The following is a 25,577-nucleotide window of genomic DNA, read 5'->3' as shown; positions in this document are numbered from 1 at the left end:
CGTGAGGGCACGGGAGCGCATCCGGTGAAGGCGGCATGAGGAGCATCGCGCCGCATCGCGCAGTGGGCAAGGGCCGGCGCGGTTGAGCGGGCAGACCGCGCTCCGTGCCGAGAGCACCCTGCGGCAGAAGCCGAGCCTTTCAGGGCGCCGCACCCGCTACGGTGTCTTCTTCGCCACCTACCTCTATCAGGGGCTGATCGCCGGGTTCTCGCTGACCGCCCTGGCCAACCATCTCACGGCGCGGGGCGTCTCGGCGGCGGAGATCGGCGTCCATTTCGCCCTGGCCGGCCTGCCCTGGACCCTCCAGCCGCTCCTGTGGGGTCCGGTGGTCGACCGGGGCGGGGATTCCCGGATGGGCCGGCGCCGGATCTTCGCCGTCGCGGCAATCCTGGGGTGCCACGCCACCCTGGCGCTCCTGTTGTGGGGCGGCGAAGATCGGATCGGGTGGCTGGGCCTGATCTTCTTCGCGCACAGCCTCTGCGCCGCCCTCCTCGACACCGCCTGCGACCGGATGATAATGGACCACGTCCCCGAGGGCGAGCTCGGCCGGGTCAGCGGGTGCACGCGGGCAGGGTTCGTGGTCGGGACGAGCCTCAGCGCCGCGGCCTTCGCCTGGATGCTCGCGGCCTACGGGCTCGCCGTGAGCGCGCGCTGGCTCCTCGCGGCCGCCATCCTGGCGAGCCTGCCGATGCTGCTGGTCCGCGAGGCGCCGGCCGATGCCCTCGCCACGCCGACCCGGCGCGGACCGGCGCCCCGACGCCTCCCGTTCCGCCGCTTCCTGCGCCGGCTCGCGGCCAGCCTCCGGCGGCCGAGGGCTCTCCGGCTCCTCGCCCTGTGCTTCGGCCTCGACGGTGCGCTAGGCCTGTTCGAACTGCCCTTCTCGGTGGATCTGCTCCAGCGCCAGGCCTGGGATCCGGCCGCCCTCTCACGGATTCAGGCCGGGCTCGCGCTGGCGAGCGGCACGGCCGGCGCGCTGGCGGTGGGGATCTGGTCCGACAGGGCGGGCCCGGTCCGGCCGCTGCGCGCGCTCCTGCTGGCCAGCGCCGTCACCTTCATGGCCGCCGCCGCCCTGCTCGGCGCAGGCCGCGCCGGGTCGGCCGGACCGCTGATCCTGGCACTGACCGACATGCTGCCGGGCCTGCTGATCGTCGCGCTGATGCCGGCCCTGCTTCAGGCCAGCCGCGGGCGCGCGGGGGCAGCCACGCAGTTCGAGGTCTACATGGCGGCGATGAACCTGGGTTCGGTCGCCGGCACCGCGCTCGCCGGCTGGCTCGCGCCGATCCTTCCGCTGTCGGCGGTGGCGTTCTTCGTGGCGATCGTCTTTCTCGGCGCCTTCCGGGTCGCGGGCCGCGGCGATCTGCTCGCCGTCCGTGATTGAGGGAAACCGGGGATGCCGCCTTGCAGCCGGGTCCCGCCGGGCGCCCAATGCGCTAGAACGCCGCCATGGCCGCCGCGCAATCCGATCCGCCCGCCCTCGACCTGACCGCCGAGGAGGCCCGCGCCGAGCACGCGCGGCTCTCCGAGGCGATCCTGGAGGCCGACCGGCTCTACCACCAGGAGGATGCGCCGGAGATCTCGGATGCGGATTACGACCGTCTGCGCCGCCGCCTGGAGGCGATCGAGGCCCGCTTCCCCGATCTCGCCGGAACCGGTGCGGCCGGCACGGCGGTGGGGGCCAAGCCCTCGGAAAAGTTCGCCAAGGTGCGGCACGCGGTGCCGATGCTGTCGCTCGGCAACGCCTTCGACGACGCGGAGGTCGCCGAGTTCACGGCCCGGGTGCGCCGGTTCCTGGGCCTCGCCGAGGTCGCGCCCCTCGCCTTCACGGCCGAGCCCAAGATCGACGGCCTGTCCCTGTCCCTGCGCTACGTCGGCGGCCGGCTCGACACCGCCGCCACCCGCGGCGACGGCGAGGTCGGCGAGAACGTCACCGCCAATGCCCGGACCGTACTCGACATCCCGGACATGCTCGCCGGCGCGGGCTGGCCGGAGATCTGTGAGGTGCGCGGCGAGGTCTACCTGTCCCACGCCGATTTCGCCGCGATCAACGCCCGCCAGGAGGCTGCGGGCAAGCCGCTCTTCGCCAACCCGCGCAACGCCGCCGCCGGCAGCCTGCGTCAGCTCGATCCGGGGATCACCGCGTCCCGGCCGCTCAAGTTCTTCGCCTATGCCTGGGGTGAGCTCTCGGCACCGATCGCCGAGACCCAGTCCGGCGCCCTGCAGCGTTTCGCCGCCTGGGGGCTGCCGGTGAACCCGCTCACCGAGACCGTCACCGACATCGCCGCGATGCTGGCCCATTACCGCCGGATCGAGGCGGACCGGGCCACGCTCGGCTACGATATCGACGGTGTGGTCTACAAGGTCGACGACCTCACCCTGCAGAAGCGGCTCGGCTTCGTTTCGCGCTCGCCGCGCTGGGCCTTGGCCCACAAGTTCGCCGCCCAGGAGGCGACGACATCGGTCGAGGATATCGTCATCAATGTCGGCCGCACCGGGTCCCTGAACCCGCTGGCGAAGCTGCGGCCCGTGACGGTCGGCGGCGTCGTGGTCTCCAACGCGACCCTGCACAACGAGGGCTACGTGAAGGGCGTCGGCGCCGACGGCGAGCCGATCCGCGACGGCCGCGACATCCGCGTCGGCGACACCGTGACGGTGGTGCGGGCCGGCGACGTCATCCCCAAGGTGATGGATGTCGACCTGTCCAAGCGCCCGGCTGACGCGCAGCCCTACGCGTTCCCGGAGACCTGCCCGGCCTGCGGCAGCCGCGCCGTCCGAGCCATCAACCCGCGCACCGGCCGGCCCGACGCGATCCGCCGCTGCACCGGCGGGTTGATCTGCCCGGCGCAGGGGGTGGAGCGGCTGAAGCACTTCGTGTCGCGCAACGGTTTCGACATCGAGGGGTTTGGGGAGACCTATGTCGAGGTCCTGTTCGAGGCGGGGCTGGTGCGCCAGCCCGCGGACCTGTTCCGTCTCGACTTCGATACGCTGAAAGCCGCCATCGTGGCCCGGCGCGGGGCGCTCTCGGCCGAGCGCCGGGCCGAATCGGGGTCGGCGGAGCCGCCCAAGAAGGCCGTCAAGAAGAAGGGCGAGGACGACGACAAGGCGATCAGGAACCTGCTCGCCAGCGTCGAGGCGCGCCGCAGCATCCCGATGCACCGCCTGCTGTTCGCCCTGGGCATCCCGCAGATCGGCGAATCCACCGCCAAGGCCCTGGCCAAACGCTTCCGCGACATGCCGTCGCTGATCGCCGCCATCGCCGAGGCGGCCGCCGCGCAGCCCGGCCCGGACTGGATCGAGCTGACCGCGGTGCCCCGGGTCGGCGGCACGACCCGGGATCGCCTGCTCGAGCTGGGCTTTCCGGAGGATGGCGAGACGCCAACCAAGGAACGCGCGCGCCTGAGCGCGCCCCAGCGCGAGAACCTGCTCGCGCATTACGGCGATCTGGACGCCGTGCGGGCCGCGCTCGATCGGGCCGGCGGACAGCGCCCGGGCGACGCCTACCGGGTCTTCGCCGATGACGGCGAGATCGGCCCGGTGGCGACGGAGGCACTGATCCTGTTCCTCTCCGAGCCGCACAATGCCGACGCGGTCTCGGCCCTGCTCGATCAGGTCCGGGTCGAGCCGATGGAGCGGCCGGAAGTGGCCTCGGCCTTCGCCGGCAAGACCGTGGTGTTCACCGGCACCCTGGAGAAGATGACCCGCAACGAGGCCAAGGCGGTGGCCGAGCGGCTCGGCGCGAAGGTCTCCGGCTCGGTCTCGGCCAAAACCGATCTGGTGGTGGCCGGTCCCGGGGCCGGCTCGAAGCTGAAGGACGCGGAGAAGCACGGCGTCCGGGTCGTGTCGGAGGACGATTGGCTCGCGATGGTGGCGCAGGGTTGAAGCGGGATTCCGGTCGGCCTAAACCGGCCTGAGAACACCCCGAGAACTCCCACCCGGCACGGTCGATCCGCGATGACGGTCCTGGCCCTCGACTTCGAGACGGCCAACGAGCGGCGCGACAGCGCCTGCGCGGTGGGACTCGCCTGGATCGCCGACGGCCGCATCGTGCGGCGGGAGAGCCACCTGATCCGCCCGCCGGAGATGCGCTTCGCGCCGGGCAACATCCGGGTCCACGGGATCCTGCCGTCGAACGTCGTCGACGCGCCCGATTTCGCCGGCGCGATGGCGCCGTACCTGGACGACCTCGCGGGCGGGCTGATCCTGGCGCACAATGCCAGCTTCGACATCGGCGTCCTGCGCGCCGGCCTCGCCCGGGCCGGCCTGCCGGTTCCGGATCTCGCCTATCTGTGCACGGTGCAGGTCGCGCGCCGGGTGTTCCCGGCCCCGGAGGGCTGCGGCCTCGGCAAGGTCGCCCGGCGCCTCGGCATCCGCTTCGAGCATCACGATGCCGGGGAGGATGCCTATGCCTGCGCGGCGATCGCCCTGGCCGCCATGCGCGAGACCGAGACGCCGGATGTGCACCGCCTCGCAGCGGCGATCGGCGTGCCCATCGCCCGGGTCGCCGGCGGACCGCCCCACCCCCATCGGATACCGGGCGCGATCAGCGGCCGGGCCCTCGCCGCCTTTTCGGCCGCCCCCGCGGCCCTGAGCTTCGCCATGCGCGGATCGACCGGCAACCGGTACGACGTCGTTCTGGAGGAGCGGGCGGGCGGTCCGCAACTGCGCTGCACCTGCAGAGCCGGCCGCTTCGGGATGCGCTGCCGCCACGTGAAAGCGCTGGAGATCGGGGACATCTCCGACCTCCTGTCCGACAACGCCACCGATGTGGCGCTGCTCGCCCGCATGCTCGGGGCGCGGGCGCGGGTGGCGTAGCGCGACGCCAGCGCCGGCACGCGGGATCCGGCGACAGTCACGCCGCGTCGAGACAGGCTCCGAACGCCGCGATCGCGCGGTCCACGTCGCCGGCACCGATATGCCGGTGCGTGACCAGCCGCAGGCGCCGCTCCCCCAAGGGGCGCGTCAGGATCCCGGCGGCTTCGAGATCGGCGATCCAGCGGGCGCTGGCGCGCCCGGTCCCGGTGAGATCGACCTGGACAATGTTGGTCTGCGGGATGCTCGCGACGATGCGGGGCCCGAGCGTGTTCAGCCCGGCACTGAGCCGGCGCGCCGTCGCATGGTCCTCTGCGAGCCGCGCTCCCATCACCGTCACCGCCTCCAGGCCGGCCGCCGCGACGATCCCGATCTGGCGCTGGGTGCCGCCGAGCATTTTCCGCAGGCGCCGCGCCTCCGCGATCACCGGGGCGGGGCCAGCCAAAACCGCCCCCGCCGGCGCGCTGAGGCCCTTGGAGAGGCAGAGGGAGACCGTGTCGACCGGCGCGGCGACCTCCGCCGGGGTCACGTCGAGCGACGCCGCGGCGTTGAACAGGCGCGCCCCGTCGAGATGCACCGGGATGCCGCGGGCCCCCGCGAGGGCGGACACCGCCGCCATATGCTGGAGCGGCAGCACGGCCCCGCCGGCCGCGTTGTGGGACGTTTCCAGGGCGATCATGCCGGTCCGGAGCGGGCTGGCGCCGGGATGGAGGGCGTCTTCCAGCCGGTCGAGGTCCATGGCCCCGTCGGTCCCCGGCAGGCCGAGCAGGAACGTGCCCGTGAAGGTCGCCGCCCCCCGCTCGGTGTTGACCATGTGGGCCTGCGCCTCGAGCAGGATCTGCTCGCTGCGCCGGACCTGCGCCAGGATCGCGAGCAGATTGGCCATGGTGCAGCTCGGCACGAACAGGCCCGCCTCCTTGCCGAGGATCGCGGCGGCGGTCTCTTCCAGGTCCCGCGCGGTGGGGTCGCCTTCGAGCCCGTCGTCCCCCAGCGGCGCCGTGCGCATCCGGGCATACATCGCCTCGGTGGGCCGGGTGACCGTGTCGCTACGCAGGTCGACGGAAGCCGCCGCTGCGGCCTCGCGGGTCAGATCGTGTGACATCTCGAACTCGCCGGCCCTATCGATACACGCTCTCGTCGCCGGAATCGGTCGGGCTGGCCAGGGCGCGCCGCAGCACGTCGCTCATCGGCAGTTCGAGGTTGATGCCCCGCGGCGGGATCGGGCGCTCGAAGTACCGGGTGTAGAGCCGCGCCACGGTGCCGTCTTGGATCAGTTCGACCACCGCCTTGTCGACGGCCGCCTTGAAGGCCGAGTCGTCCTTCGGCTCCAGAATGCCGTAGGGCGCGAATTCGAAGCCCTTGGTGCCGATCTTGTAGTCACCCGGCCGCTTGGCGCCCGCGACCGTGGCGTGCGCGAGGGCATCGTCGTTGATCGCGCCGGCGGCCCGGCCGGTCTCCACGAGCAGGAACACCTCCGCGGTGTCCTTGGCCGGCATCACCTGGATTTGGAGCTTGTCCTGGACGTTGAGCCGAGTCGCGACGCGCTGGGTCTCGCCGCCGGCCTGCGCCGAGATGGCCTTGCCACGGAACGAGGCGATGTCGTTCACGTCGACCGGCGCGTCCTTCTTGGCGACCAGCACCACCTGCGCCACGAAGGTCGTTGGTGCGAATGAGACTAGCTTGTGCCGCTCCGGCAGGTTGCTGGCGGTGCCGCATTCGAGGTCGATCGTGCCGTTGTTGATCAGCGGGATCCGGGTCGCCGACATCACCGGCACGTGGCGGATGTCGATCTTCGGGAGGCCCAGGACCGCCTTGAGCTTCTCCGCGACGTGCTCGCATATCTCGAGCGAATAGCCGACCGGCTTGGCATCCTGGTCGAGGAAGCCGAAGGGCGGCGACGCGTCGGGGAAGCCGAGGCTGATCTGGCCGGTGGCGCGAATCTTGTCGAGGCGCCCCTCGGCGGCGGCGGGGGCGGCGAGCCCGGCCCAGCACAGCGAAGCCACCAGAAGCGAAAGCGCCCTCGACACGATCCGAACCCCCTCGTTATCCCGGAACCGTCAATGCTCCGGACCCGCACGTCATTGGGCCGTTGCGCCGAATCTTTGCCGATTGATCCTAGGAGCGGCGGCGGGACCGCGTCCAATGCCGATTCACCCGCCCAGCATACGGATCCGATATGGCCGAGCGGCGCATGACCTTCCGGCACATCGAGGCTTTCCGGGCGGTGGTGGCCACCGGCTCCATGACCGAGGCGAGCCGGCACCTCCACACTTCGCAACCGCAGGTGAGCCGGCTGATCGCCCAGCTCGAGACGATCACCGGCCTTCCGCTCTTCGACCGCAGCGGCAGCCGGGTGGTCCCCTCCCTCGACGGCACCCGCTTCCACGCCGAGGTCGAGCGGGCCTTCGTGGGTCTCACCAGCCTGGAGGCGGCGGCTGCACGCATCCGCGCCTTCGGCGCCGAGCGGCTGCGGGTCGCGGCGATGCCCCGGCTGGCGGGGGGCCTCCTCGCCCGAGCGGTCGTGCGCTTCCGCGCCGCGCACCCGGACGTGGTCGTGGCGATCCATTCCGGGGACGACGACACGGTGAACAACTGGGTTGCCACCGGCTTCTGCGACGCCGCGTTGACGATGCTCTACGGCGAAGCCCGGGACGCCCGGCTCGATCATGTCGAGACGCGCGCCTGCGTCGCGGTCCTGCCGGAGGACCACCCGCTGACGGCGCGCGCCGTGCTGGGACCTGCGGATTTGCGCGGCGTACCCTTCGTCGCCTCTTCGCTTGGAAGCGCCCTGCGCGAACGGACCGAGGCCGTGTTCGATGCGGCCGGGGTCGCGCTGACGATCACCGCCGAGGCGGGGCTCGGCGCGTCGATCTGCACCCTGGTCTCGGCCGGGCTCGGCGTCAGCGTGATGAACCCGCTCGCCGCGCACGAGGAGGCGAAGGTCTCGCCGATCGCGATTCGGCCCTTCGCACCGGCCCTGCCCGTCCGATTCGCCCTGCTGTTCCCGCCCGACCGGGCGCGGGGGCGCCTGATGCGGGCCTTCGGTGCCTGTGCACGCGCCGTCCTTCTGGAGGAACTGTCACGGTTGCCGGACGCCGCCCACGGGCGTCCGGCCGGCTGATCTCAGGCGGCGCGCTTCTCGGCCTCCGCGTAGAAGGTGCCGCCGCGTTGAGCCATGGCGGCGAGGTTGTCGGGCACCCGGAACCGCGGGCCGTGCTTGGCTTCGAGCCCGCGCGCCAGATCGACGAAGGCCGCCGCGCCCATGAAGTCGATGTAGGACAGGGCCCCCCCGGTGAACGGCGCGAAGCCGAATCCGAGGATCGAGCCGACATCGGCCTCGCGCGGGTCGGTGATCACGCCCTCCCCCACCGTGCGGGCGGCCTCCAGAGCCTGCACCACCAGCAGCCGCTGCTTCAGCTCGTTGAAGTCCACCGCATCGGGGTCGAGGCGGTTCGGCTGGAGGTCCTTTAGGCCGGGCCAGAGGCGCTTCGGCGCACCCTCGGGATAGTCGTAGAAGCCCTTGCGGTTCTTCCGGCCGAGGCGGCCCTGGGTCTCGACCATCGCGGACAGGATCGCCTTCTGCGCCGGGTCGACGGCACCCTGCCCGACCTGGGCCTCAGTGGCCTTGGCGATCTTGAGCACGAGGTCGAGGGCGACCTCGTCGTTGAGCGAGAGCGGCCCGACCGGCATGCCCGCCTGGCGGCCGGCACTCTCGATCATCGCAGGCGGCACGCCCTCGGCGAGCATCTTGTGCCCTTCGAGGATGTAGGCGCCGACGCAGCGGTTGGCGAAGAAGCCGCGGGCGTCGTTCACCACGATCGGGGTCTTCTTGATCAGGCGCACGTAGTCAAGGGCCGTGGCCAGCGCGGCGTCCCCGGTGGCCTCGCCCTTGATGATCTCGACCAGCATCATCTTCTCCACCGGGGAGAAGAAGTGGATGCCGACGAACTGAGCCGGCCGCTGCGCGCCCATGGCGAGGCCCGTGATCGGCAGGGTCGAGGTGTTGGACGCGAAGATCGCGTCGGGACGGATTACCGCCTCGACCTTCCGGATCACCTCGGCCTTCACCTTCGGATCCTCGAAGACGGCCTCGATGACGAGGTCGCATGCGGCGAGCGCCCCGTAATCCGAGGTGGCCTGGATCCGTCCGAGCAGCGCGTCCCGGTCGGCGGTCTTGGCACGGCCCTTGTTGATCTGGCCGGTGATCAGCGTGTGGGCGTAGGCCTTGCCCTTCTCGGCGGCTTCGACCGACTGGTCGACCAGCACCACCTCGATGCCCGCCTGGGCGGTCACATAGGCGACGCCTGCACCCATGAACCCAGCGCCGATCACGCCGACCCGGTTCAGACGGGTGGCCGGCACGTCCTTCGGCCGGCGGGCGCCCTTATTCAGCTCGCCCATCGAGATGAACAGCGTGCGGATCATCGCCGCCGCCTCGGTCGAGCGCAGGATATGGGCGAAGTACCGGCTCTCCACCCGCAGGGCGAGGTCCATCGGCAGCTGCAGCCCCTCGTACACGGAGGCCAGGATCGCCTTGGCGGCCGGGTAATTGTCGTGGGTCTCGCGCCGGTAGATGGCGTTGGCCGGCGGCCAGATCATCATGCCGGCGGGGGAGTAGACCTTGCCGGAGGGCGCCTTGAACTTCGGCACGTCCCACGGCGCCACCGCGGAGCCGCCCTCGCGGATCCAGGCCTTGGCGCGCTCGACGATCTCGCCCTGAGGCGCCACCGCGTGGATCAGTCCCATGCCCTTGGCCATGGGCGCGCGGATCTGCTCGCCCTTGAACAACATCTGCAACGCGTCGCCGGTCTGCATCAGCCGGGCGACCCGCTGCGTGCCGCCGCCGCCCGGGAACAGGCCGACCTTGATCTCCGGCAGGCCGACCCGGGTCTTCCCGTCATCCGAGGCGACCCGATAATGGCAGGCGAGTGCCAGCTCGAAGGCGCCGCCCAGGCACAGGCCCTGGATCGCCGCCGCGAAGGGCTTGCCGCAGGTCTCAAGCCGCCGGAACAGCAGCGACAGGCGCCGGGACGCCTCGAAGAAGTGGCGCATCGCTACTTCCTCGCCCTGCTCGGCCTTGAGCTGCTCGTAGGCCCGGCCGAGGCCCTGGAGCATGGTGAGATCCGCGCCGCCGGAGAAGTTGTCCTTGCCGGTGGCGATCACACAGCCCTTGATGGCCGGATCGGAGGCGACCTGCGCGATGATCCGCTCCAGCTGGTCCATCACGCCTTCGGTGATCACGTTCATCGAACGGCCAGGCATATCCCAGGTCGCCAGAGCGATACCGTCGGGATCGGTCTCGAAGCGAAAATCGGTCAGCGTCACGGTGCCGTCCTCCCAGGATGGCGTCGGCATGAAACCGACGCGCCCACGTTAAGGTTGTGTAGAGCGCCATCGTCCAAGGTCTTCCCGTCGGGGGGAACCGACGGAAGCCGGACATGATGAAGGATATCGGCTGCCGCGCCTGCCGCGCCGGCACCAAGCTCGACTTCGAGTTCACGATGGCGTTCCAGCCAATCCTCGACCTCACAGACCGATCCGTCTGGGCCTATGAGGCGCTGGTGCGCGGCCCGAACGGCGAGCCGGCCGGGACGATCCTCGATCGCGTCACCGAGGAGACGCGCTACCAGTTCGATCAGGCCGCCCGCGTCAAGGCGATCGAACTCGCCGGGCGCCTCTTCGCCCGCGACAGCGGCACGCGGCTGTCGATCAACTTCATGCCGAATGCCGTCTACGAGCCGAATGCCTGTATCCGCGCGTCCCTGGAGGCGGCGCGACGCGTCGACTTCGCGCATCGGCGGATCATGTTCGAGTTCACCGAGCAGGAGCGGTTCCACGATACCGCGCACGTCAAGCGTATCGTGGCGGCCTACCGGAAGCAGGGCTTCCTCACCGCGCTGGACGATTTCGGCGCCGGCTTCGCGGGCCTGAGCCTGCTGGCGAATTTCCGCCCCGACCTGATCAAGATCGACATGGACCTGCTGCGCGGCCTCGATACCGATGCCGGCCGCCACGCCATCGTCTCGGGGGTGGTCGCCATCGCCCGGGCGCTCGACGTGACGGTCCTCGCGGAGGGCGTCGAGACCGCGGGTGAACTCGACGCCCTTCGCGATCTCGGGATCACGCTCGTGCAGGGCTACCACTTCGCCAAGCCGCTCCTGGAGGCGCTGCCGCCCGTGGTGGGATTCGCCCCCATGGCGGCCGCGCGCGCGGCCTGAGGCCAGCCGGTCGCGCGCGGCGCCCATCGCCTACTTCTGCGCCGGGGCGGGCGCCGCAGCGGGCGGCAGCGGGGGCGCACCGGGCTTCGGCGTGTTGTCGGTCGCCGAGGCAACCGCCAGCATGTTGAGCAGCTTCGTCACCGAGTTCTGGGAAATCGCCGTCGCCGCGGAATTGGGATCGGCGTTCATGGTCTGGAACTTGAGGTAGGTCGGGTCGGCATAGATCTCGTCGAGGTGCTTCAGCTCGGCCAGCGTGAACTTCTGCGCGTATTCCTTCGACAGCCCCTCGACCATGATGCCGCGCTGCTTGTCGAACTCGTCGGTAAGTTCCTTGCGCACGGACTCGGCGCGCGCCTCCGGCATCGGCGCCACGGTCTTCTCCAGGGCGACGTTGAAGCCGGTCTGGAGGTTCTTGATCAGGGTCTTGTTCACGAGGGCGGTCGCCGCGGCGACACGGTCGGCGGTCTCGTCGGCGCGGGCGGCGAGCGGCAGGCTCAGGGTGGCGCCCAGGCAGAGCGTCGCGATCAGGCGGTTCAAGGGCTTGTCTCCCATCGATTTATCGTCCGGCCCGGGGCCGGGCCGATCGTCGCCCGCGCCTCTATCAGCGTTCCAGGCCTTTGGGGAGCGGCGCCACGCCGCTCCCGTGCCGGGGTGCCGTCAGACCCGCTCGATGATCGTGGCGGTGCCCATGCCGGCGCCGATGCACAGCGTCACCAGGGCGCGCTCCTTGCCGGTCCGCTCCAGCTCGTCGAGGGCGGTGCCCAGGATCATCGCCCCCGTCGCCCCGAGGGGGTGGCCCAGGGCGATGGCGCCGCCGTTGACGTTGACCGCCTCCGGGTCGAGGTCGAAGGCCTGGCAGAAGCGCAGCACCACCGCCGCGAAGGCCTCGTTGACCTCGAACAGGTCGATATCGGTCAGGTTCATCCCGGTCCGCGCCAGGACCTTGCGGGTCACGTCCACCGGCCCGGTGAGCATGAGGGCCGGATCGGAGCCGATATTGGCGAAGGCCCGGATCCGGCCGCGCGGGCGCAGGCCCGCCGCCTCGCCGGCCGCCCGCGAGCCGATCAGAACGGCGGCCGCGCCGTCGACGATGCCGGAGGAGTTGCCGGCGTGGTGGACGTGATCCACCGCCTCCACGTCGGGATGCGCGTCGATGGCCACGGCATCGAATCCGCCCATCTGGCCCATCTGGACGAAGGACGCCTTCAGCGCGGCCAGCGACTGCATGTCGGTGCCCGGCCGCATGTGCTCGTCGCGGTCGAGCAGCGTGATGCCGTTCACGTCGCGGACCGGGACCACGGACCGGTCGAACAGCCCCTCGGCCCAGGATCGCGCCGCGCGCGCCTGCGAGCGGACCGCGTAGGCGTCGCAATCGTCCCGGCTGAAGCCGTACTTGGTGGCGATCAGGTCGGCCGAGATGCCCTGCGGCATGAAGTAGGACTTGATGGCGATCGCCGGGTCGACCGGCCACGCGCCGCCCGAGGCTCCGATGCCGATGCGGCTCATCGCTTCGACGCCGCCACCCACCGCCATCGCGTGCTGGCCGCTCATGACCTGCGCGGCGGCGAAGTTCACCGCGTCGAGGCCGGAGGCGCAGAACCGGTTGATCTGCACGCCGGGGACATGGGCGCCGTAATCGGCCACCAGGGCCGCGGCCCGGGCGATGTCGCCGCCCGCCTCGCCCACGGGGTCGACGCAGCCCAGGATCACGTCGTCGACGAGGTGGGTGTCGAGCCCGTTGCGGTCCTTGAGGGCGCGCAAGGCCGTCTCGGCGAGGCGGAGCGCCGTCACCTCGTGGAGGGAGCCGTCCGCTTTGCCGCGCCCCCGCGGCGTGCGAACGTGGTCGTAGATGAAGGCGTCCGTCATCAGCACTCCCCCGGGGTCCCCGTTCTCGCCTCGCGGCGACGCGGCCTTACAGGGCCGTCTCGGCTCACGCCAGTCTGCCACGGCGCACGCGCCCTCGGCCAGCCCCGAATGCACGGAGACGGCGGAGAGCGCGTGACAGCGCAGGTGTTCTGAGACGTTTGTCTGCGGCGGACCCGGATCAGGACGGCGCCGCACACGGATCAGTTCCCCTGCCGGAGCCGACCCGCGCAGTCATGCGCAGGTCGGCTCCGGATCAGAGGCGAGCCTTCAACTAGTCCTGGAGCATCCGCTTCAGCAGCTCGACTTCGTCGCCGAGCACCGAATCTTCGCCGATCTGCTTCTCGATCTTGCGCACCGCGTGGAGGACCGTGGTGTGATCGCGCCCGCCGAATCGGCGGCCGATCTCCGGGAGCGAGCGCAGGGTCAGCACCTTCGAGAGGTACATGGCGATCTGGCGCGGCTTGACCACGGCGGCGGTGCGCCGTTCCGACAGGATGTCCGAGCGGGAGACGTTGTAGCGCGAGGCGACCAGTTTCTGGATGTCCTCGATCTTGATGCGCTTCGGCTCGCGGTTCTTCACGAGATCGCGGATCGCGCTCTCGGCGGTCTCCATCGTCACGGCGGTGCCGGTGAGGGTCGCATGCGCGAGCAGGCGGTTCACGGCGCCTTCGAGGTCACGGCCGTTGGCGGTGATCGCCCGGGCCACGTAGGTCGCCACCTGCGGCGAGACGTCGAAGCCCGGATGCGAGGCCCGCACGGCGGCGAGGCGCGCCGACAGGATCGAGACGCGCAGCGCCTCGTCCAGGGCGGTGATCTCGACCACGAGGCCGCCGCCCAGGCGCGAGCGGACCCGCTCGTCGAGGGCCTCGAGCTCGGTCGGGGGGCGGTCCGAGGCGACCACCACCTGCCGGCCGGCATCGATCAGCGCGTTGATCGTGTGGCCGAACTCGGCCTGGATCGACTTGCCCTGGATGAACTGCACGTCGTCGAGGATCAGGAGATCGATACCACGCAGGCGCTCCTTGTAGGCCAGCGCCGACTGCGTCTTCAGGGCGTTGACGAAGCCGTACATGAACCGGTCGGCGGTCAGGTAGATGACCCGGCGCCCGGCCTCGCGGGCGGCGTGGCCGATGCCGTGCAGGAGATGGGTCTTGCCCAGGCCCACGCCGGCATGGAGGTAGAGCGGGTTGTAGAGCGCGCCCTCCCCCTGGTGGGCGGCGACCCGCTCGGCGGCGGCGTGCGCCAGGGCGTTGGAGCGGCCGATCACGAAGCTCGAGAAGGTCAGCCGCGCATCCAGGGGCGTGCCGCTGAGATCGCCGCTCTCCGCGGGGCGCGGCTCCGGGGCGATCGCGGGCACCGAGACGGGCGTACCGGCCGCGTGCAGACGGGCGAGCGGCCCGCTGGCCGGATTTGCCTTCGGCGCCCCCGTGGCGACGGTGCGGACCGGAGCGCCGGTGCCGCGCACGCCGACCTCGATCCGCGCGATCTCCTCGACCTCGGCCTTGAAGGTATTGAGCACGCGGTCGAGGTAGTGCGACTCGATCCAGCTCTTGAGGAAGCGGGTCGGCACCGTCAGACGCGCCGTGCCGCCGGCGACCGCCTCCAGCTCAAGACGGGCGAACCAGCTCGCGAAGACATCCTCGCCGAGCTCTGCGCGCAGGCGGCGCTTCACGCGCGCCCAGGCGGATCCGTAATCCATGGTGCCGCCGCCGTTGCGGCCGCCTTCGTCGTCGCTCGCCACAGTTCCGTCGACACGCATCATTGGCTCTCCCAACGCTGCCCCCGGAGTCCCGCAGGCGGCGCGTACGCACGAATTACGCCCTCAGAGTCCCGCACGAACGGGCGGGACAGGGTCTCCCGAACGGAGTCAAGCCCATAACGAGGAACTTTTGCCGATTGGGAGAGCCTATCAACAATTACCTACGGTTCCTTTAACAGTGGGACTTGCGGGGACGGCGCGGATTCCCATCCGGAAGTGTTTCGGCGGGTGCTGACCCGCCGCGCTAGAGTCTTGGCGAATCGGATTGATTCGCCTGAGTCCCGAAATTGCGCTGTTTTGCTTGAACGGTGTCAGTTTTTGTTAAACTACACGCCGTGCATTGACTCTGCAATGTCGCCGATTCTTGGATAGGGTTAACGCTTCCGGCCGGCTCGGGCCCCCGGGCGTCCGGTCGGCGGGGATGCGGGCAAGAAAAAAGCCCGGCTCAGGGAGCCGGGCTTCAGGACGTCTCGATTTTAGGGGTGGTTTAGGCGGCGAGCGCCTTCACCCGGGCGGCCAGCCGCGAAACCTTCCGCGACACGTTGTTCTTGTGAACGATGCCGTGCTGGGCAGCGCGCATCATCTCCGGCTCGGCGGCGCGCAGGGCGGTGAGCGCGTCCTGCTGGTTGCCGGAGGCGATCGCCTCCTCGACCTTGCGGACGAAGGTGCGCATGCGCGAGCGACGCGAGCGGTTGATCGCCGTGCGCTTGGCGATCTTGCGGGTCATTTTCTTGGCCGAAGCGGTGTTGGCCATGGAATCCTCGTTCTCTTCGTCGGGCGATGCCGACGGGCCGGCTCTGCCGGAAATCGGTCGTCGCGTCAGGTTGTCTGGCGATGGCCGCGACGCAGCGCGCGCGAAGGCGCGGCCTCTCGGCGAAGCGCGCTCTATAGACACGGTGCGGTGTCGCGTCAACGCACCTCCCGCGGCAGAGCAGCCGGGTCGCCGGTCACCCACCGGGTGATGCGGCGCGGCGCGGCGATTCGAGCGGGCGGCGCCCCGTCCGTCGTCGGGCCGAGCCCGCGGCGCCGCGGTGGCGCTCATGCTCCCGCGACGCGCTTGAACGGCCTGACGGGCCGCCGCAATCGTCGCGGCGCTGCCGCGCAGAACCTGCCCCGCGGTGCAAGCGTCCAGGCGGCATCGACCGGAACACCACACGGCGCGACCGAACACCCAGGCTGATCCGCCGACTCGGCTGACGGCATCCCGGTCTCCCGCGAAAGCCCGGCAGCGAATCAGGTCCGCGAACCATTCGCGCCCCCGAACGACGCAATGCAGCCGGACACGGCCCGGCCGGCCGCTGCGACAGTCGCTGACGGCTCGGGTTTGGAGACGACCTGCGCCGACAGAGCGATGCGCGCGATCACCCATGAGGTCCAGCGATCGGAAGCAGCAAGGTCACGGTGGTTCCGCGCTCCGGCTCCGATTGAAGCTGCAGGTCGCCCGACCAGCCGAGCGCGATACTCCTGACGATCGCGAGCCCGAGGCCGGTGCCCTGGCCTGGACGCTGCCTGCAGGAAGGCCAAGATCCGCGTTGATCAGGCCAATGCGGTCGCGACCAAGCTGGCCGAACGCCACGCCGTGGCCATCGAGAGGGAGGCCCAAGCCGTTAAGCTGCAGCGGTACCAAGCCGCTACACGGCAGGCGATGGAGATGCGCGAGGTCTTGTTGGAAATGTACCCGGCGGCCGCCCAGGCCGTCGTGGACGTCCTCCGGGCACTCGCTGAAACCGAGATCGCGGTGGAGGCGGCCAACGCCGATCTGCCGGCTGGTGTCGAGCCTATCCCCGGCGTGGAGGCATCCGTCCGCAACCGTCCAGGCTCACTCCCGCAGTTGTTGATCGAGCAGCAGGTGACCCGGTGGTGCTACCCCGGGGACGCGCGCCCGGATGCGATCGCGCAGCACCTGGTGGAGGTGACGAAGGACGATCGTGGGCTGCTGCGCCACAGCCGGGGTGGCGTCGAGCACTTGGTCAGGCGCACGTTCATTGAGCGGCGGCACTCGACTTTCGACCCGGGCAACGCGCCTGATCGGCTCGCGATATCCGTCAGCCTGCCGGGCATACAAGCCGGTGAACGGCCGTTCTTCGCGCCGCTCGACCGTCGTGGAGTAGCCGATCCGCATGCTGTCTTGAAGGTGCTCGACCGGCCGGTGGTCGTCTCCCCTCCCACACCTGCGGAGCGGGTGGAGTGGGTGTTGGTCGGCACGGTCGATGCGGAGAACGAGCAGCGCAGGCCCTCGACGCTGGCAGGCCTGCTGTCCGGACAGGCCTAACAGTTTACCGGGCGAGACAGCGCGCCCGGCACCACCCCGAGATCAAGAATTACTGGCCAGGCTGTGGAGGCCTGGTCAGTAAAGCGGGGCAGACATTGAGGGTGAAGCCGGCAGTCCGACAGCCATAAGTAACCTGCGTGCCCCGCCACTGCAAAGTGTGCAACGTTGAAGTTTACAAGCCGGCACCTTTTACTTGAATCCGATCTTGGGCTGTTGCGCCAGGTCGGCCGGCCGCCGCCAGTTCTTGCCCTTCGGGCGGCGGCCTACTTCTCCGGGGATCCCATGAACATCGAGATCAAGATCTTGGGCCGCTCGGCCGTGGATGCGCCGTACACTGAACTGACCTCCACCACTCTGGTGGTGGGTGACGCCGCGGTGGCGTGCACGCCGGCTGTGCCGCCGGCGGCGGCTGGCCAGGAACTGGCGCTGCTCATCTCGTCCGACGACACCGTTCTGGCCACGCTCGGCGCGTTCCTTAACCCAGCGACGCGGCCGGGGCCGACCCCCATCCAGGACGAGGCAGGCACGGTGGTGGGCGAAAATCCGGCACCGCAGCCGTTCGTGCGTGCCCAGTACGCGGCCTTCGCCCGGGCGCCTCGCCAAGTCCCGTTTCGAGCCGGCGACAGCCTGCTGCTGTCCCGCCCTGGCGCCGCCGCGGCCTGACGTAGACCAGCAGGGGCATTGCGATGTCGAACCTAATGAGCACGCTTACCCTGCAGCTCAAGGACGATGGGCTGGCGGCCAAGGCCAAGGCCGACGCCGAGGCGCTAAAGAAGCTGGGCGCATCGGGCGCTGACCTGAAAAAGCTCGGCGCCACCGAGCAAAACCTCAAGCGGCTGTCGGGCACCCGCCCCGGGCTGCAGCAGCTGAACGAGCGCCTGCAGGAACGTGATCTGTTGCAGATCACTGACGTGCGCGAACGAGCCCAGGTGATGGCAAGGGCAGCCGGGCTGGCTGCAGGGGCCTTGGCCGCGTTGGACCAGTTGCTGGACGAGGATGGGCTAGCGGTACCGGTGGTGCTGCAGTGACCGCAGCTGCAGCACGGCGGCCGGCGGTAGGCCGGGCCGCCCCCAAGGCGGACCCGGCCGATACCTTACGGCACCAGGCATGTCTTCGTGGTGACGATCTTGTGCCAGCCCCAGGGTGTGAGGCCGATGCTGCGGGTTACGTGGCAGCCAGGGCCATAACCGACTGGTACGGCCGCCCGGTAGACCGGATACGGACGCCCGACCACCACGGTTCGGGGCCCACGCCATACCGGATAGGGCCGACCCACCACGATCGTACGGCCGCCGTGCCAGCCACCGCCGTGCCAGCCCGAGCCACCCCAGGCATGATGTCCACCGCCATACGGGTGCCAACCGCCATGATGGCCCCCGTGGTGCCATTCACCGTGGTGGCCACCCCCATGGTGATGCCCGCCACCGTGGTGGCCGCTATGTCCATGCCCGTGGGCGAAGGCAGGCGAGGCTGCGGTAAGCGTCAGGGCGAAGCCGGCGGCTGCGGCCGCGGCGATGGTGCGAGATGCCATGATCCGTCTCCTGTCCGGCCAGCCGGTGTGGCGGGTCGTAGGGGAACGGTGCGCGCCATTCGGGGCACGCTTGCTGAACAAGCCTGTTAGCATCTGTTCAGTTTTACAGTCTTCGGACAAGCAATTCGGATTTTAGCGCTCTGCAAATCAGGTCGAACCATATACATTACATCTTGGACATGAACGAAAACGTGAAGTCTGCCCGACTGGTGCGAGCCGCTGTAGCGAAGACGCCGCCCCCACAGCGTAATGTACGGTGCGTGATCCAAGGCGTGGATGTCGCCACCGTAAAGCGGTTGAGCACGCCGAACCCGCGTGATGTCACCTGCCGGATCCGCTTAGGCGATCAGCCGGCTGAACCTGTACGGCGCCCCCCGTCGAGCCGTACGATCGCCCGGCGACAGGTCGAGGCCGAGGCGGCCGCCAGGGCCGCTTCGGCCGCCCAGGCGCTGGCCAAGCAGGTGCAGCCTGGGCTGCAGCCGCCGGCGGGGCGTCTGTTCGCCACAGATACCGCCGCGCTGCTGCTGCGCGGACCCTTGGGCGGCATTAGCAGCACGGAGCGAATGGTGCGCACTCTGACACCGCTGGCGGCCGGTGGCCGGCATGCTGCAGCGGTGCTGGTGGCAGCTGGTGGCTGGCAGGATGAGGTCGCATTGCGCGAGGCCCTGGCTGCTCTGGGGCCGAAGCTAGCAGTGCTTGGCCTGCGGATCTGCCGGCGCAAGGCGGGCCTGCGGATGGCGAAGGTGCCAGCCGCAGGTGGTCACGTTCAGTAGGGATAGCCGTAGTACGGACGCGGTGCCGGCCGGTAGCGCTCTCTCACGGGCCGGCCTTGTGGTCCGTATGGTCCGTAGGCCTGCAGGTAGGTGTTGTACTCCGGCGGCAAGTAGTTGCCGCTGTTCACCCCACCGGTTCGGCCGTTGCCGCTCAGTTCGGAGTAGGGGTTGAGCCCGCTCCCGCTGTCACCGCCGCCACCGCCACGCGCCATCACCGCGCCGGACGTGCCCAGGATCATCACCGCAGCTAGCGCGGTTCGTGTCATGTACGCCTTCATCTCGCTCTCCCGATCTGCTGGGTTGCCGTTGCACCGCAGATGGGAGGCGACGTGCTGGTCTGGCACCCGGCCGCGGCATCGGGGCTCAGGATCCGCCGGCGGAAGCGGGCCTACGAATAGCGAAATGAAGGTGGTGTAGACCTGCCCCTCAAAGGACAGGCCGTTTGCCTCAATTAAACGAGCTCACCGCTGGCAGATCACGGTCTGCGATAGGGCGGCGCTTGGTAATCTGCACCCGTGGCAGCCGGGCCATCGCTTCCCTGTAGCCCGGTACGACAGCCTCAGGCACGAGCAAAACGCGCGCAGCGGCGCGGCGGTCTTTCATGGTGGACATGGGGTACTCCGTACAGCATAGGGCCAAGCCCAGTGTGCGCTGCAGAAAATATAAGGTGCGCCGCAACATCTACCCGTTGGACGCGGCGTTCTGTCAGCCCCCTAGAACCAGTCTCATACCAGCTGCAAAGGGCCTGCGGATCGACCGCAGGAAGTCCGGCATCAGGATGGCGAAGGCCCAGCCGTAAGATCTACCTCGACCACCAGCCCACTATGGTCGCTCAGCCGCGGATCCGATCCTGTCTTGCCTTCCCAGGCTGCCACCACCTTGGCGCGCGGCTTCCAGGCCACCGGCAGCAGCACATGGTCTATGGGTGGGTTTGCCAGCTTGCCGGCGGGTACACACTCGGTCTCCGTCGCGCAGAACAGGGCGCAGACGGCCATGGCCTCGCGTAGTAGGCGGCGGCCCAGGGCGGAACCGGAGTAGTGCCTGCCGCCGAGGTTCATGTTCAGATCACCGGCAACACACAGATCGGCTGCGGGGTGCTGTCGCTGCAGCACGGCCCATTCCTGTCCCTGCTGGAGGACCACACGGTGTAGCTCGGACCATGCACGCACTGGTGTGCCCGGCTCCGCGTCGCCCCGATCGCTGCCCCAGGGCATCACGGTGCCGAATACGATGAGAGGCCCTGTGGGCGCCTGGACGAGCGCGGCTACGGTGCGCCGTGGATCAACCACTTCAAGCCGCTGCTGGACCGGGTAGCGGGTCCAGATTGAAGCCCAGCGGCCACCGGGGCGCCCTGTCCGTCGCTGGTCGCTGTGGATCGGCTCATGGGCGGCCGAGGGTACAAGCTCGTCATGCGTCTCCGTCAACACCCACACGTCGCAGTCGTGCTCCTGCAGCACGGCGCGCCGCAGCAAATTCTTGTCGGCGCCAGCGGCGTATTCGACGTTCCAGGTACCGATCCGCACGGCTACCTCTCCACAGACGATCAGCCAGCCGCGCGGGGCCGTGCGCCTAGCCGCTCGGCCTCGGCACGCCAGGCATCGCGCTCGCCTTGCACAGCCTCGATGCGGGCATGCAGATGGCCAGCGTCGATCGCTGTCTCCATCAGCATGTCCTGGGCGGCCGCCAGCTGCTGACGCAGCTCTGCGTTCTCGGTGGCCAGGGCGAGGAGTAGGGCGGCCACTTCATCACTCATCCAGGCCCCGGTGCCCCATCAGAGCGAGGCGTGTAACTGTGCGGGGCTACGGCCTCAACCGCATCAGAGTGGCGAGGATCCGACCGGTTTGATCAGCAGCGCGTTCTGGACATCCCACGGCCTGGACCGAAAGGGCATCATGCCCGGCAGATCGCCGGGCTGCACACGCCGGTGGTGCGGCAACAGTGGCAACTGGCCGTATGGATCGACGGTCCCGAAGGCCAAGGCACTGACGTAGAGCCCATCGTGGAACTGGGCGAGCGCAGCGACCACGGTTCGCTCGTCCGTGTTGAACCGGTAGATGAACTGGTCATCCGCGTGGTTGCGCCGGCCCTGTCTCAGCCCCGACTGGTCGGGCATGATCGATAGGAGCGCCTTGGCCGTGTCCGGCGCCAGCCCGGCGTTGAGATAGGCGCCGCACATCACGAACCCCTCCAGGGGCAAGGGGTGGCCGCAGTGGTGGCGATACAGTGCCATCCCGAGCTTGGCGGCGAACACATCGAGGTAGGCGCGCAGGAGTGGCCCCCTCTGTCGTGACACGACCATCTGCCGGTGGATCCCATTAGGACCGCGGCGCCATTCTACGCTGCGCTGGGCTTGGTCGAGGAATTCGTGAAGGAAGCCGGGTGCTTGGGCTTCAAGCATGCCGCTGCGCGCCCGCACCTCCGCAATTTTCCAATCGTCCTGGTCGTAGCGCGGGCTCAGACGCGCGACGAAGCCTGCCACCAGATCCGCGGCACTAGTACCGTTGTTGCAGGCCGAGCACCCCGCGAACACCAGCCCATCCGGTCGTTTCCGCCCCCGAAACATGGATATGGGCGGCATGTGCTCCACCGTCGTGTGCGGGGCCGCGCAGTAGATGCAGCGGGCCTCGGACGCCATGATCTCGGCCTTGCTGGGGTAGCGCATCGCTCCTCTCGTTCGTCATACCGGCCGCCGGCATGATGCCACGACATGGCCCGGGCGATGTACGACCCGCGCACGATTCTCACCGGACCGCGCGGCTGGGGGTACCCGCTACACCCGGCAGCCCTTATCGGTTCCGCTGGCCGCACAGGCTGCAGATCTCGGTACCGTATTCCCAAGCCTGGGCCGGCCACTCGCCGTCTACGCGAGCGCAGCGGCCGGCCTAGGCGCCTGCATCGCGCGCCGTAGGCCAGGTGGTGCGATTCGCACGTGCAGCGGGCCCCTGCCCCGGCTTAAATCGGGCAGCGGCTGGCTTAAAATTACTACCGATCCCCGTGCCCAGCACAGATTGGCACCCTGTGCCCAGATCCGCCCTGGCGCTGCGGGGCAGCCGCAGGCGCAGCCAGGCGGCCCACTCCGCGCTGGCGATCCGCAGCACGTTGGTGTCGTTGCGGAAGCCGGTGATCCGGCGCGCCGCGATGGTCAGCAGGCCCACCAGGGCGGCCTGGCGCATCGCGCGCCGCACGGTGGTCTCGCTGACGCCGGCCAGGGCCGCGATCGCGCCCACCGCCAGGGTGCAGATGCCCCGGGCCGCGATGTGCTTGCCCACCACGGCCATCACAGCCTGCTCCCCGGGGGTAAACGCCGCGGCCAGCTTAAGGGGCATGTACCCGCCCGCGGCCCAGTGCCGGCGCCGGATCTTGCTCTCAGGCGTGCGGGGGCGCGATCCGGTGCGGTGGTGCGGCCGCCGGGCCGTACCATCCATGGCAGGCGCCGGCAGCACCTGGGCACACACGGCGGCCAGCGTGCGGCCGCGGACCGGTACCGCCTGCCCTACCCGGCGCCGGGCGCCCAGCAGCCCATCCAGCTGCTCGTACTGCTCATCCGTTAAGCCTCCTGCGCCGTACGCCTGGGCCATCGCGGACGCCACAACGGCGAGTTTGTCCGGCGCCGCCGCGTTGATCGCGGCACGCATATGGTCGAACACCATCCTCACGGTCCCTTTCGGGCCGCGCTCCAGGGGCCGAGCAAGCCGATCCAGTTGCCGGAGTTGGCGCTCCGGCTTGACACCCGAGGTGCCGCATGGCTCTTGAGGAGGTGGTGGACCGGTCCTCTTGAGGCCCAGGTTCTCGACGGGCTCCCGTTTGGCGACGGGGGCCCGTTGGCTTTTCAAGGTCTATCGCGCGGCGGTTGCACCTCCTGCTCCATCAGCAGAGCACCACGCGTAACGTCGGCCGAGTCCGCTCGCAAGACCGAGCGCTGTATTCGAGTGCCCCTGTTCTTGATTGCTTCGGCTAGTTTCTGCTCACGATGGGCACGCGGCTATAGGATGTTCGGCGCGACAGGACATATTGGGGCAACCGGCGCCATCGTGCGCAGACGACTTGAGAAGGCACGACAGCCGATCACCGCGGCATGGGCTGGGTCCGCTGCTATTCCACCGTGCGCCACTCCGCTGGCGGCAGATCCAGCCCCAGCAAAGTCGTCTCGTCCGTGCTGTGCTCTCGGCTATCTAACCGTGTGGCATTTAAGCAAAATCAGCAGCATGTACACTTATCGTGTACGCACGCTCTGTGCGCACGCCGCCATTGAAAAACAAGCGCTTTACGGACGGCCGAGATCTTGATCCCTGCGCACCGATAGCTTTCTAGAAATCAATGCACACGCTCCGTGTACATCGGCTACATATTGTTTCAACGGCAATACGCAGTCATAACGGTGGCCTAGCATGGAGCCGGTTTATGATATCTCCACAAGACACTGCTTCGTATGATGCCGATAGCTGCTTGCTAGCATTGAGCGAACGCTTTGACCACGTTGCGGTTGAATGCGACGACTACTATGCAAACGGGCACCTCACTCCCTGGCTCGAAAACGCCGAGGAGCTTTGCTTAGGCGCTGCCGCAGCCGCACTGATCGAGGCGGCGATCGCAATCCGGCATAACACCGAGGCTGGACGGAAGGCCAAGCAGCGGATGCTGGCCCATCTCGACCGCTGGGTAGGATCTAACAGCGTGCCGTACAGCGAGGACAACACGAGCCTCGGCGGCCGGCTGGCACTCTCGCTGGAGTGATGTGCTGCACCCGGTGCAGCAACGTCCCGTTAAGGCTGAAAGCCCACTCTGACCTTGGCCGCAGAACAGCGGCCGCACCGGCCCTCGCCGGTGGACGCGGCCCCGCGTAGCACCTGCGCGCGAGGCCGTCTGCACGTCGTGGAGATCAAGCGATGCGTGGATACCTGAAGACTGCCGGAACGGCCGGCTTGGCTGCCCTTGCCCTGTGTGGTGCCCAGCCAGCTGCGCAGGCGCGTGATGGCATCGGGGTTGGCGGTGCCGCGGCGCTCGGCGTTCTCGGCGGTGTGGTCGCCGGCACTGCGATCGCCTCAGCCAACAACGGATACTACCCCGGCCAGCCGGTCTACCGCGCCCCGCCGCCGGTTTACGTCGAAGAAGTCTGTCACGTTGAGCGGCGCGGCTTCATCGATCCCTACGGCGTCGAGCACATCCATCGCGTGCGCGTCTGCGAATAGAGCCAAGCCAAGCCAGTGGCCGTTGATCCCAAGCGCTTCAAGGCACCGCTGGCGATCGTCTTCTTGTGCAGCGTGCTGGCTGCCTGCCAGGGACCGGACGCCAGCACCTACACGCTTTACCGGAACTCCGTCATCAACGACGGGGCGCGGATCCACGTCGCCAGCTTCGATGCTGCGGACGGCGAGGCCTACAACCGGGAGAACTGTGCCGCAGCTACGGATCTGTTCGGTGGCCAGCCGGGCACACGGACCCGGTTCTGGTGCGAGAAGGGGCGGTTCCGCTCCTGAAAGGCAAGCCGCGGTCGTTCGCATTCAGTGCCCGCTGTGCCTTGGCCGCGGCAGCCGTGACCATGGGTCCCTGCTACGCTTGGCTGTCTCTGGATGCCGCCCATGCCGACCCGCCAGATCCTGGTCCGCGTTGCCCTCGCCTTGGTGCTCATGGGCGCCTTCATGATGCTGGCGGACGGCATGGCCCAGCGCGAACCTCGGCAGGCCACCGGCACCACGATAGCGGTAGCGGCGCACCCCGCCGGTGGGCACGAGGATGAATAGCCGCGCAGCGCACGTCCGGGGCCTAGCCCTGCTTGTGTCCCTGACCGGCGCCGGGCCGGTCTCGGCCTTGGCGGTCGAGCGGGCCGATCTGCTGGCCCTTGAGCGGACGTGGCACAGCAGCGTGCGCGACGAGTACGATCGGCAGCCGGAGCGCGGCAGCCGACCCGGCCGGGAACGCAACGCCCTGGACGAGTGCAAGCCGCACGAGGACGCCTACGTGGTCGCGCTGATGGCAGTTCGCCCCGAAGCTGCTGACGCGCCTATGAGTGGTTGGGCGCGGACGTGGGCGGCGGACGTGGCCTTCGTCGTGAATCCGGTGAAGGCCTGTGTTGAGGCTCTGCGGCGCTAATCGGCAACCTGGCGGCCATCCGCCTGCGGATCTGCCGGCGGAAGGCGGGGTGGCGTCTCAGCCGTTTACGGCAGGGCCTATGAGCTCCAGACGCTGGCCGTCCCAGACGACGCTCTTGTGTTTAGAGCTGTTCCCGGAGGCGTTGCGACGGAGCCGGGGTTGCCGCGTTGACCGGTTAAGGAGGCGGCAATGCCATCACCTTTATCAGTCGATCTGCGCGAGCGCGTTGTAGCGGCCGTGACCGAGGGCGCGTCTTTCCATC

At 69.3% G+C, this 25,577-nt stretch carries 27 protein-coding genes and 1 pseudogene; 14 read left to right on the top strand and 14 right to left on the bottom strand.

Annotated elements, in window-relative coordinates:
* The first annotated feature begins 82 nt into the window (after positions 1–82).
* From MKK69_RS01760 to MKK69_RS01750, 3 genes are all read left to right on the top strand, one after another.
* Entirely contained in the window at positions 83–1,378 is a 1,296-nt protein-coding gene (locus tag MKK69_RS01760; RefSeq protein WP_243964974.1) for an MFS transporter, read from the top strand.
* A gap of 65 nt (positions 1,379–1,443) precedes the next feature.
* On the top strand, positions 1,444–3,876 hold the full coding sequence (gene ligA, locus MKK69_RS01755) for an NAD-dependent DNA ligase LigA (protein ID WP_243964973.1): 2,433 nt from the start codon (positions 1,444–1,446) through the stop codon (positions 3,874–3,876).
* Positions 3,877–3,948: 72 nt separating this feature from the next.
* Complete coding sequence (locus MKK69_RS01750; protein WP_243964972.1) at positions 3,949–4,809, top strand: 3'-5' exonuclease; 861 nt, start codon at positions 3,949–3,951, stop codon at positions 4,807–4,809.
* Positions 4,810–4,846: 37 nt separating this feature from the next.
* Here the strand turns inward: MKK69_RS01750 and MKK69_RS01745 are convergent, their stop codons facing one another.
* The gene (locus tag MKK69_RS01745; protein ID WP_243964971.1) at positions 4,847–5,908 is read right to left on the bottom strand and encodes a threonine aldolase family protein; all 1,062 of its coding nucleotides are present in this window, start codon (positions 5,906–5,908) and stop codon (positions 4,847–4,849) included.
* A gap of 16 nt (positions 5,909–5,924) precedes the next feature.
* Positions 5,925–6,833 carry an amino acid ABC transporter substrate-binding protein gene (locus MKK69_RS01740; RefSeq protein WP_243964970.1) on the bottom strand — a complete coding sequence of 303 codons (909 nt, stop codon included), beginning with the start codon at positions 6,831–6,833 and terminating at the stop codon, positions 5,925–5,927.
* A gap of 149 nt (positions 6,834–6,982) precedes the next feature.
* On the opposite strand from MKK69_RS01740, the gene MKK69_RS01735 reads away from it, so the two are divergent.
* Positions 6,983–7,927 carry a LysR substrate-binding domain-containing protein gene (locus MKK69_RS01735; protein ID WP_243964969.1) on the top strand — a complete coding sequence of 315 codons (945 nt, stop codon included), beginning with the start codon at positions 6,983–6,985 and terminating at the stop codon, positions 7,925–7,927.
* A gap of 2 nt (positions 7,928–7,929) precedes the next feature.
* On the opposite strand, the gene MKK69_RS01730 is transcribed toward MKK69_RS01735, so the two are convergent.
* Positions 7,930–10,131, bottom strand: coding sequence for a 3-hydroxyacyl-CoA dehydrogenase NAD-binding domain-containing protein (locus tag MKK69_RS01730; RefSeq protein ID WP_243965055.1), 2,202 nt, complete (start codon positions 10,129–10,131; stop codon positions 7,930–7,932).
* 113 nt (positions 10,132–10,244) lie between these two features.
* On the opposite strand from MKK69_RS01730, the gene MKK69_RS01725 reads away from it, so the two are divergent.
* On the top strand, positions 10,245–11,024 hold the full coding sequence (locus tag MKK69_RS01725; protein ID WP_243964968.1) for an EAL domain-containing protein: 780 nt from the start codon (positions 10,245–10,247) through the stop codon (positions 11,022–11,024).
* 30 nt (positions 11,025–11,054) lie between these two features.
* Here MKK69_RS01725 and MKK69_RS01720 read toward each other — a convergent pair whose 3' ends face one another.
* From MKK69_RS01720 to MKK69_RS01700, 5 genes and pseudogenes are all read right to left on the bottom strand, one after another.
* Positions 11,055–11,561 (bottom strand): hypothetical protein, encoded by a 507-nt coding sequence (locus MKK69_RS01720; protein ID WP_243964966.1) that lies wholly within the window; start codon positions 11,559–11,561, stop codon positions 11,055–11,057.
* Between the two features lie 120 nt (positions 11,562–11,681).
* On the bottom strand, positions 11,682–12,890 hold the full coding sequence (locus tag MKK69_RS01715; RefSeq protein ID WP_243964965.1) for an acetyl-CoA C-acetyltransferase: 1,209 nt from the start codon (positions 12,888–12,890) through the stop codon (positions 11,682–11,684).
* 271 nt (positions 12,891–13,161) lie between these two features.
* Positions 13,162–14,649, bottom strand: coding sequence for a chromosomal replication initiator protein DnaA (gene dnaA / locus MKK69_RS01710; RefSeq protein WP_243965054.1), 1,488 nt, complete (start codon positions 14,647–14,649; stop codon positions 13,162–13,164).
* 487 nt (positions 14,650–15,136) lie between these two features.
* Complete coding sequence (rpsT, locus tag MKK69_RS01705; protein WP_243964963.1) at positions 15,137–15,403, bottom strand: 30S ribosomal protein S20; 267 nt, start codon at positions 15,401–15,403, stop codon at positions 15,137–15,139.
* Positions 15,404–16,010: 607 nt separating this feature from the next.
* Positions 16,011–16,148 (bottom strand): annotated as a pseudogene (locus tag MKK69_RS01700) (ATP-binding protein); the annotation flags it as partial.
* 152 nt (positions 16,149–16,300) lie between these two features.
* On the opposite strand from MKK69_RS01700, the gene MKK69_RS01695 reads away from it, so the two are divergent.
* From MKK69_RS01695 to MKK69_RS01685, 3 genes are all read left to right on the top strand, one after another.
* Complete coding sequence (locus MKK69_RS01695) at positions 16,301–16,921, top strand: hypothetical protein (protein WP_243964962.1); 621 nt, start codon at positions 16,301–16,303, stop codon at positions 16,919–16,921.
* A 282-nt stretch (positions 16,922–17,203) separates the two neighbouring features.
* Positions 17,204–17,584 carry a hypothetical protein gene (locus MKK69_RS01690; RefSeq protein ID WP_243964960.1) on the top strand — a complete coding sequence of 127 codons (381 nt, stop codon included), beginning with the start codon at positions 17,204–17,206 and terminating at the stop codon, positions 17,582–17,584.
* 35 nt (positions 17,585–17,619) lie between these two features.
* Positions 17,620–17,949, top strand: a complete 330-nt coding sequence (locus tag MKK69_RS01685; RefSeq protein ID WP_243964958.1) for a hypothetical protein — start codon at positions 17,620–17,622, stop codon at positions 17,947–17,949.
* A gap of 65 nt (positions 17,950–18,014) precedes the next feature.
* On the opposite strand, the gene MKK69_RS01680 is transcribed toward MKK69_RS01685, so the two are convergent.
* Positions 18,015–18,452: a hypothetical protein gene (locus tag MKK69_RS01680; protein ID WP_243964957.1), complete on the bottom strand. Its 438-nt coding sequence runs from the start codon at positions 18,450–18,452 to the stop codon at positions 18,015–18,017.
* Positions 18,453–18,724: 272 nt separating this feature from the next.
* Here MKK69_RS01680 and MKK69_RS01675 point away from each other — a divergent pair, with 272 nt between their 5' ends.
* Positions 18,725–19,225: a hypothetical protein gene (locus tag MKK69_RS01675; protein WP_243964955.1), complete on the top strand. Its 501-nt coding sequence runs from the start codon at positions 18,725–18,727 to the stop codon at positions 19,223–19,225.
* On the opposite strand, the gene MKK69_RS01670 is transcribed toward MKK69_RS01675, so the two are convergent.
* From MKK69_RS01670 to MKK69_RS01650, 5 genes are all read right to left on the bottom strand, one after another.
* Positions 19,219–19,503: a hypothetical protein gene (locus MKK69_RS01670; RefSeq protein WP_243964953.1), complete on the bottom strand. Its 285-nt coding sequence runs from the start codon at positions 19,501–19,503 to the stop codon at positions 19,219–19,221. The two genes, MKK69_RS01675 and MKK69_RS01670, sit on opposite strands and share 7 nt — an antisense overlap.
* A gap of 495 nt (positions 19,504–19,998) precedes the next feature.
* Complete coding sequence (locus MKK69_RS01665; RefSeq protein ID WP_243964951.1) at positions 19,999–20,748, bottom strand: endonuclease/exonuclease/phosphatase family protein; 750 nt, start codon at positions 20,746–20,748, stop codon at positions 19,999–20,001.
* A 20-nt stretch (positions 20,749–20,768) separates the two neighbouring features.
* Positions 20,769–20,978 carry a hypothetical protein gene (locus MKK69_RS01660; protein ID WP_243964949.1) on the bottom strand — a complete coding sequence of 70 codons (210 nt, stop codon included), beginning with the start codon at positions 20,976–20,978 and terminating at the stop codon, positions 20,769–20,771.
* 63 nt (positions 20,979–21,041) lie between these two features.
* Positions 21,042–21,887, bottom strand: a complete 846-nt coding sequence (locus MKK69_RS01655) for a hypothetical protein (RefSeq protein ID WP_243964948.1) — start codon at positions 21,885–21,887, stop codon at positions 21,042–21,044.
* 220 nt (positions 21,888–22,107) lie between these two features.
* A complete protein-coding gene (locus MKK69_RS01650) occupies positions 22,108–22,875 on the bottom strand; it encodes a hypothetical protein (protein ID WP_243964946.1) in 768 nt (255 codons plus the stop codon).
* A 796-nt stretch (positions 22,876–23,671) separates the two neighbouring features.
* Between MKK69_RS01650 and MKK69_RS01645 the strand changes: the two genes are divergently transcribed.
* The 5 genes from MKK69_RS01645 to MKK69_RS01625 all read left to right on the top strand — a co-directional run bounded on the left by MKK69_RS01645 (position 23,672) and on the right by MKK69_RS01625 (position 25,315).
* Complete coding sequence (locus MKK69_RS01645) at positions 23,672–23,959, top strand: hypothetical protein (protein WP_243964945.1); 288 nt, start codon at positions 23,672–23,674, stop codon at positions 23,957–23,959.
* A 152-nt stretch (positions 23,960–24,111) separates the two neighbouring features.
* Positions 24,112–24,414 carry a hypothetical protein gene (locus tag MKK69_RS01640; protein WP_243964944.1) on the top strand — a complete coding sequence of 101 codons (303 nt, stop codon included), beginning with the start codon at positions 24,112–24,114 and terminating at the stop codon, positions 24,412–24,414.
* Positions 24,415–24,429: 15 nt separating this feature from the next.
* Positions 24,430–24,702: a hypothetical protein gene (locus MKK69_RS01635; RefSeq protein ID WP_243964943.1), complete on the top strand. Its 273-nt coding sequence runs from the start codon at positions 24,430–24,432 to the stop codon at positions 24,700–24,702.
* A gap of 102 nt (positions 24,703–24,804) precedes the next feature.
* Positions 24,805–24,966: a hypothetical protein gene (locus tag MKK69_RS01630; RefSeq protein WP_243964942.1), complete on the top strand. Its 162-nt coding sequence runs from the start codon at positions 24,805–24,807 to the stop codon at positions 24,964–24,966.
* Complete coding sequence (locus tag MKK69_RS01625) at positions 24,959–25,315, top strand: hypothetical protein (protein WP_243964941.1); 357 nt, start codon at positions 24,959–24,961, stop codon at positions 25,313–25,315. The genes MKK69_RS01630 and MKK69_RS01625 overlap by 8 nt, the downstream gene beginning before the upstream one ends.
* The last annotated feature ends 262 nt before the right edge of the window (positions 25,316–25,577 follow it).

This window comes from Methylobacterium sp. J-026 (assembly GCF_022829585.1).
GTDB lineage: Bacteria > Pseudomonadota > Alphaproteobacteria > Rhizobiales > Beijerinckiaceae > Methylobacterium.
The sequence above is the reverse complement of the archived record's forward strand: the minus strand, read 5'-3'. Positions and strand labels throughout refer to the sequence as shown.

Coding starts and splice junctions, on each gene's coding strand:
- ligA (WP_243964973.1), top strand. CDS start 1,444: ATGGCCGCCGCGCAATCCGATCCGCCCGCCCTCGACCTGACCGCCGAG.
- MKK69_RS01750 (WP_243964972.1), top strand. CDS start 3,949: ATGACGGTCCTGGCCCTCGACTTCGAGACGGCCAACGAGCGGCGCGAC.
- MKK69_RS01745 (WP_243964971.1), bottom strand. CDS start 5,908: ATGTCACACGATCTGACCCGCGAGGCCGCAGCGGCGGCTTCCGTCGAC.
- MKK69_RS01735 (WP_243964969.1), top strand. CDS start 6,983: ATGGCCGAGCGGCGCATGACCTTCCGGCACATCGAGGCTTTCCGGGCG.
- MKK69_RS01725 (WP_243964968.1), top strand. CDS start 10,245: ATGATGAAGGATATCGGCTGCCGCGCCTGCCGCGCCGGCACCAAGCTC.
- MKK69_RS01715 (WP_243964965.1), bottom strand. CDS start 12,890: ATGACGGACGCCTTCATCTACGACCACGTTCGCACGCCGCGGGGGCGC.
- dnaA (WP_243965054.1), bottom strand. CDS start 14,649: ATGCGTGTCGACGGAACTGTGGCGAGCGACGACGAAGGCGGCCGCAAC.
- rpsT (WP_243964963.1), bottom strand. CDS start 15,403: ATGGCCAACACCGCTTCGGCCAAGAAAATGACCCGCAAGATCGCCAAG.
- MKK69_RS01695 (WP_243964962.1), top strand. CDS start 16,301: ATGCGCGAGGTCTTGTTGGAAATGTACCCGGCGGCCGCCCAGGCCGTC.
- MKK69_RS01690 (WP_243964960.1), top strand. CDS start 17,204: ATGAACATCGAGATCAAGATCTTGGGCCGCTCGGCCGTGGATGCGCCG.
- MKK69_RS01685 (WP_243964958.1), top strand. CDS start 17,620: ATGAGCACGCTTACCCTGCAGCTCAAGGACGATGGGCTGGCGGCCAAG.
- MKK69_RS01680 (WP_243964957.1), bottom strand. CDS start 18,452: ATGGCATCTCGCACCATCGCCGCGGCCGCAGCCGCCGGCTTCGCCCTG.
- MKK69_RS01670 (WP_243964953.1), bottom strand. CDS start 19,503: ATGAAGGCGTACATGACACGAACCGCGCTAGCTGCGGTGATGATCCTG.
- MKK69_RS01660 (WP_243964949.1), bottom strand. CDS start 20,978: ATGAGTGATGAAGTGGCCGCCCTACTCCTCGCCCTGGCCACCGAGAAC.
- MKK69_RS01655 (WP_243964948.1), bottom strand. CDS start 21,887: ATGCGCTACCCCAGCAAGGCCGAGATCATGGCGTCCGAGGCCCGCTGC.
- MKK69_RS01650 (WP_243964946.1), bottom strand. CDS start 22,875: ATGGTGTTCGACCATATGCGTGCCGCGATCAACGCGGCGGCGCCGGAC.
- MKK69_RS01640 (WP_243964944.1), top strand. CDS start 24,112: ATGCGTGGATACCTGAAGACTGCCGGAACGGCCGGCTTGGCTGCCCTT.
- MKK69_RS01630 (WP_243964942.1), top strand. CDS start 24,805: ATGCCGACCCGCCAGATCCTGGTCCGCGTTGCCCTCGCCTTGGTGCTC.
- MKK69_RS01625 (WP_243964941.1), top strand. CDS start 24,959: ATGAATAGCCGCGCAGCGCACGTCCGGGGCCTAGCCCTGCTTGTGTCC.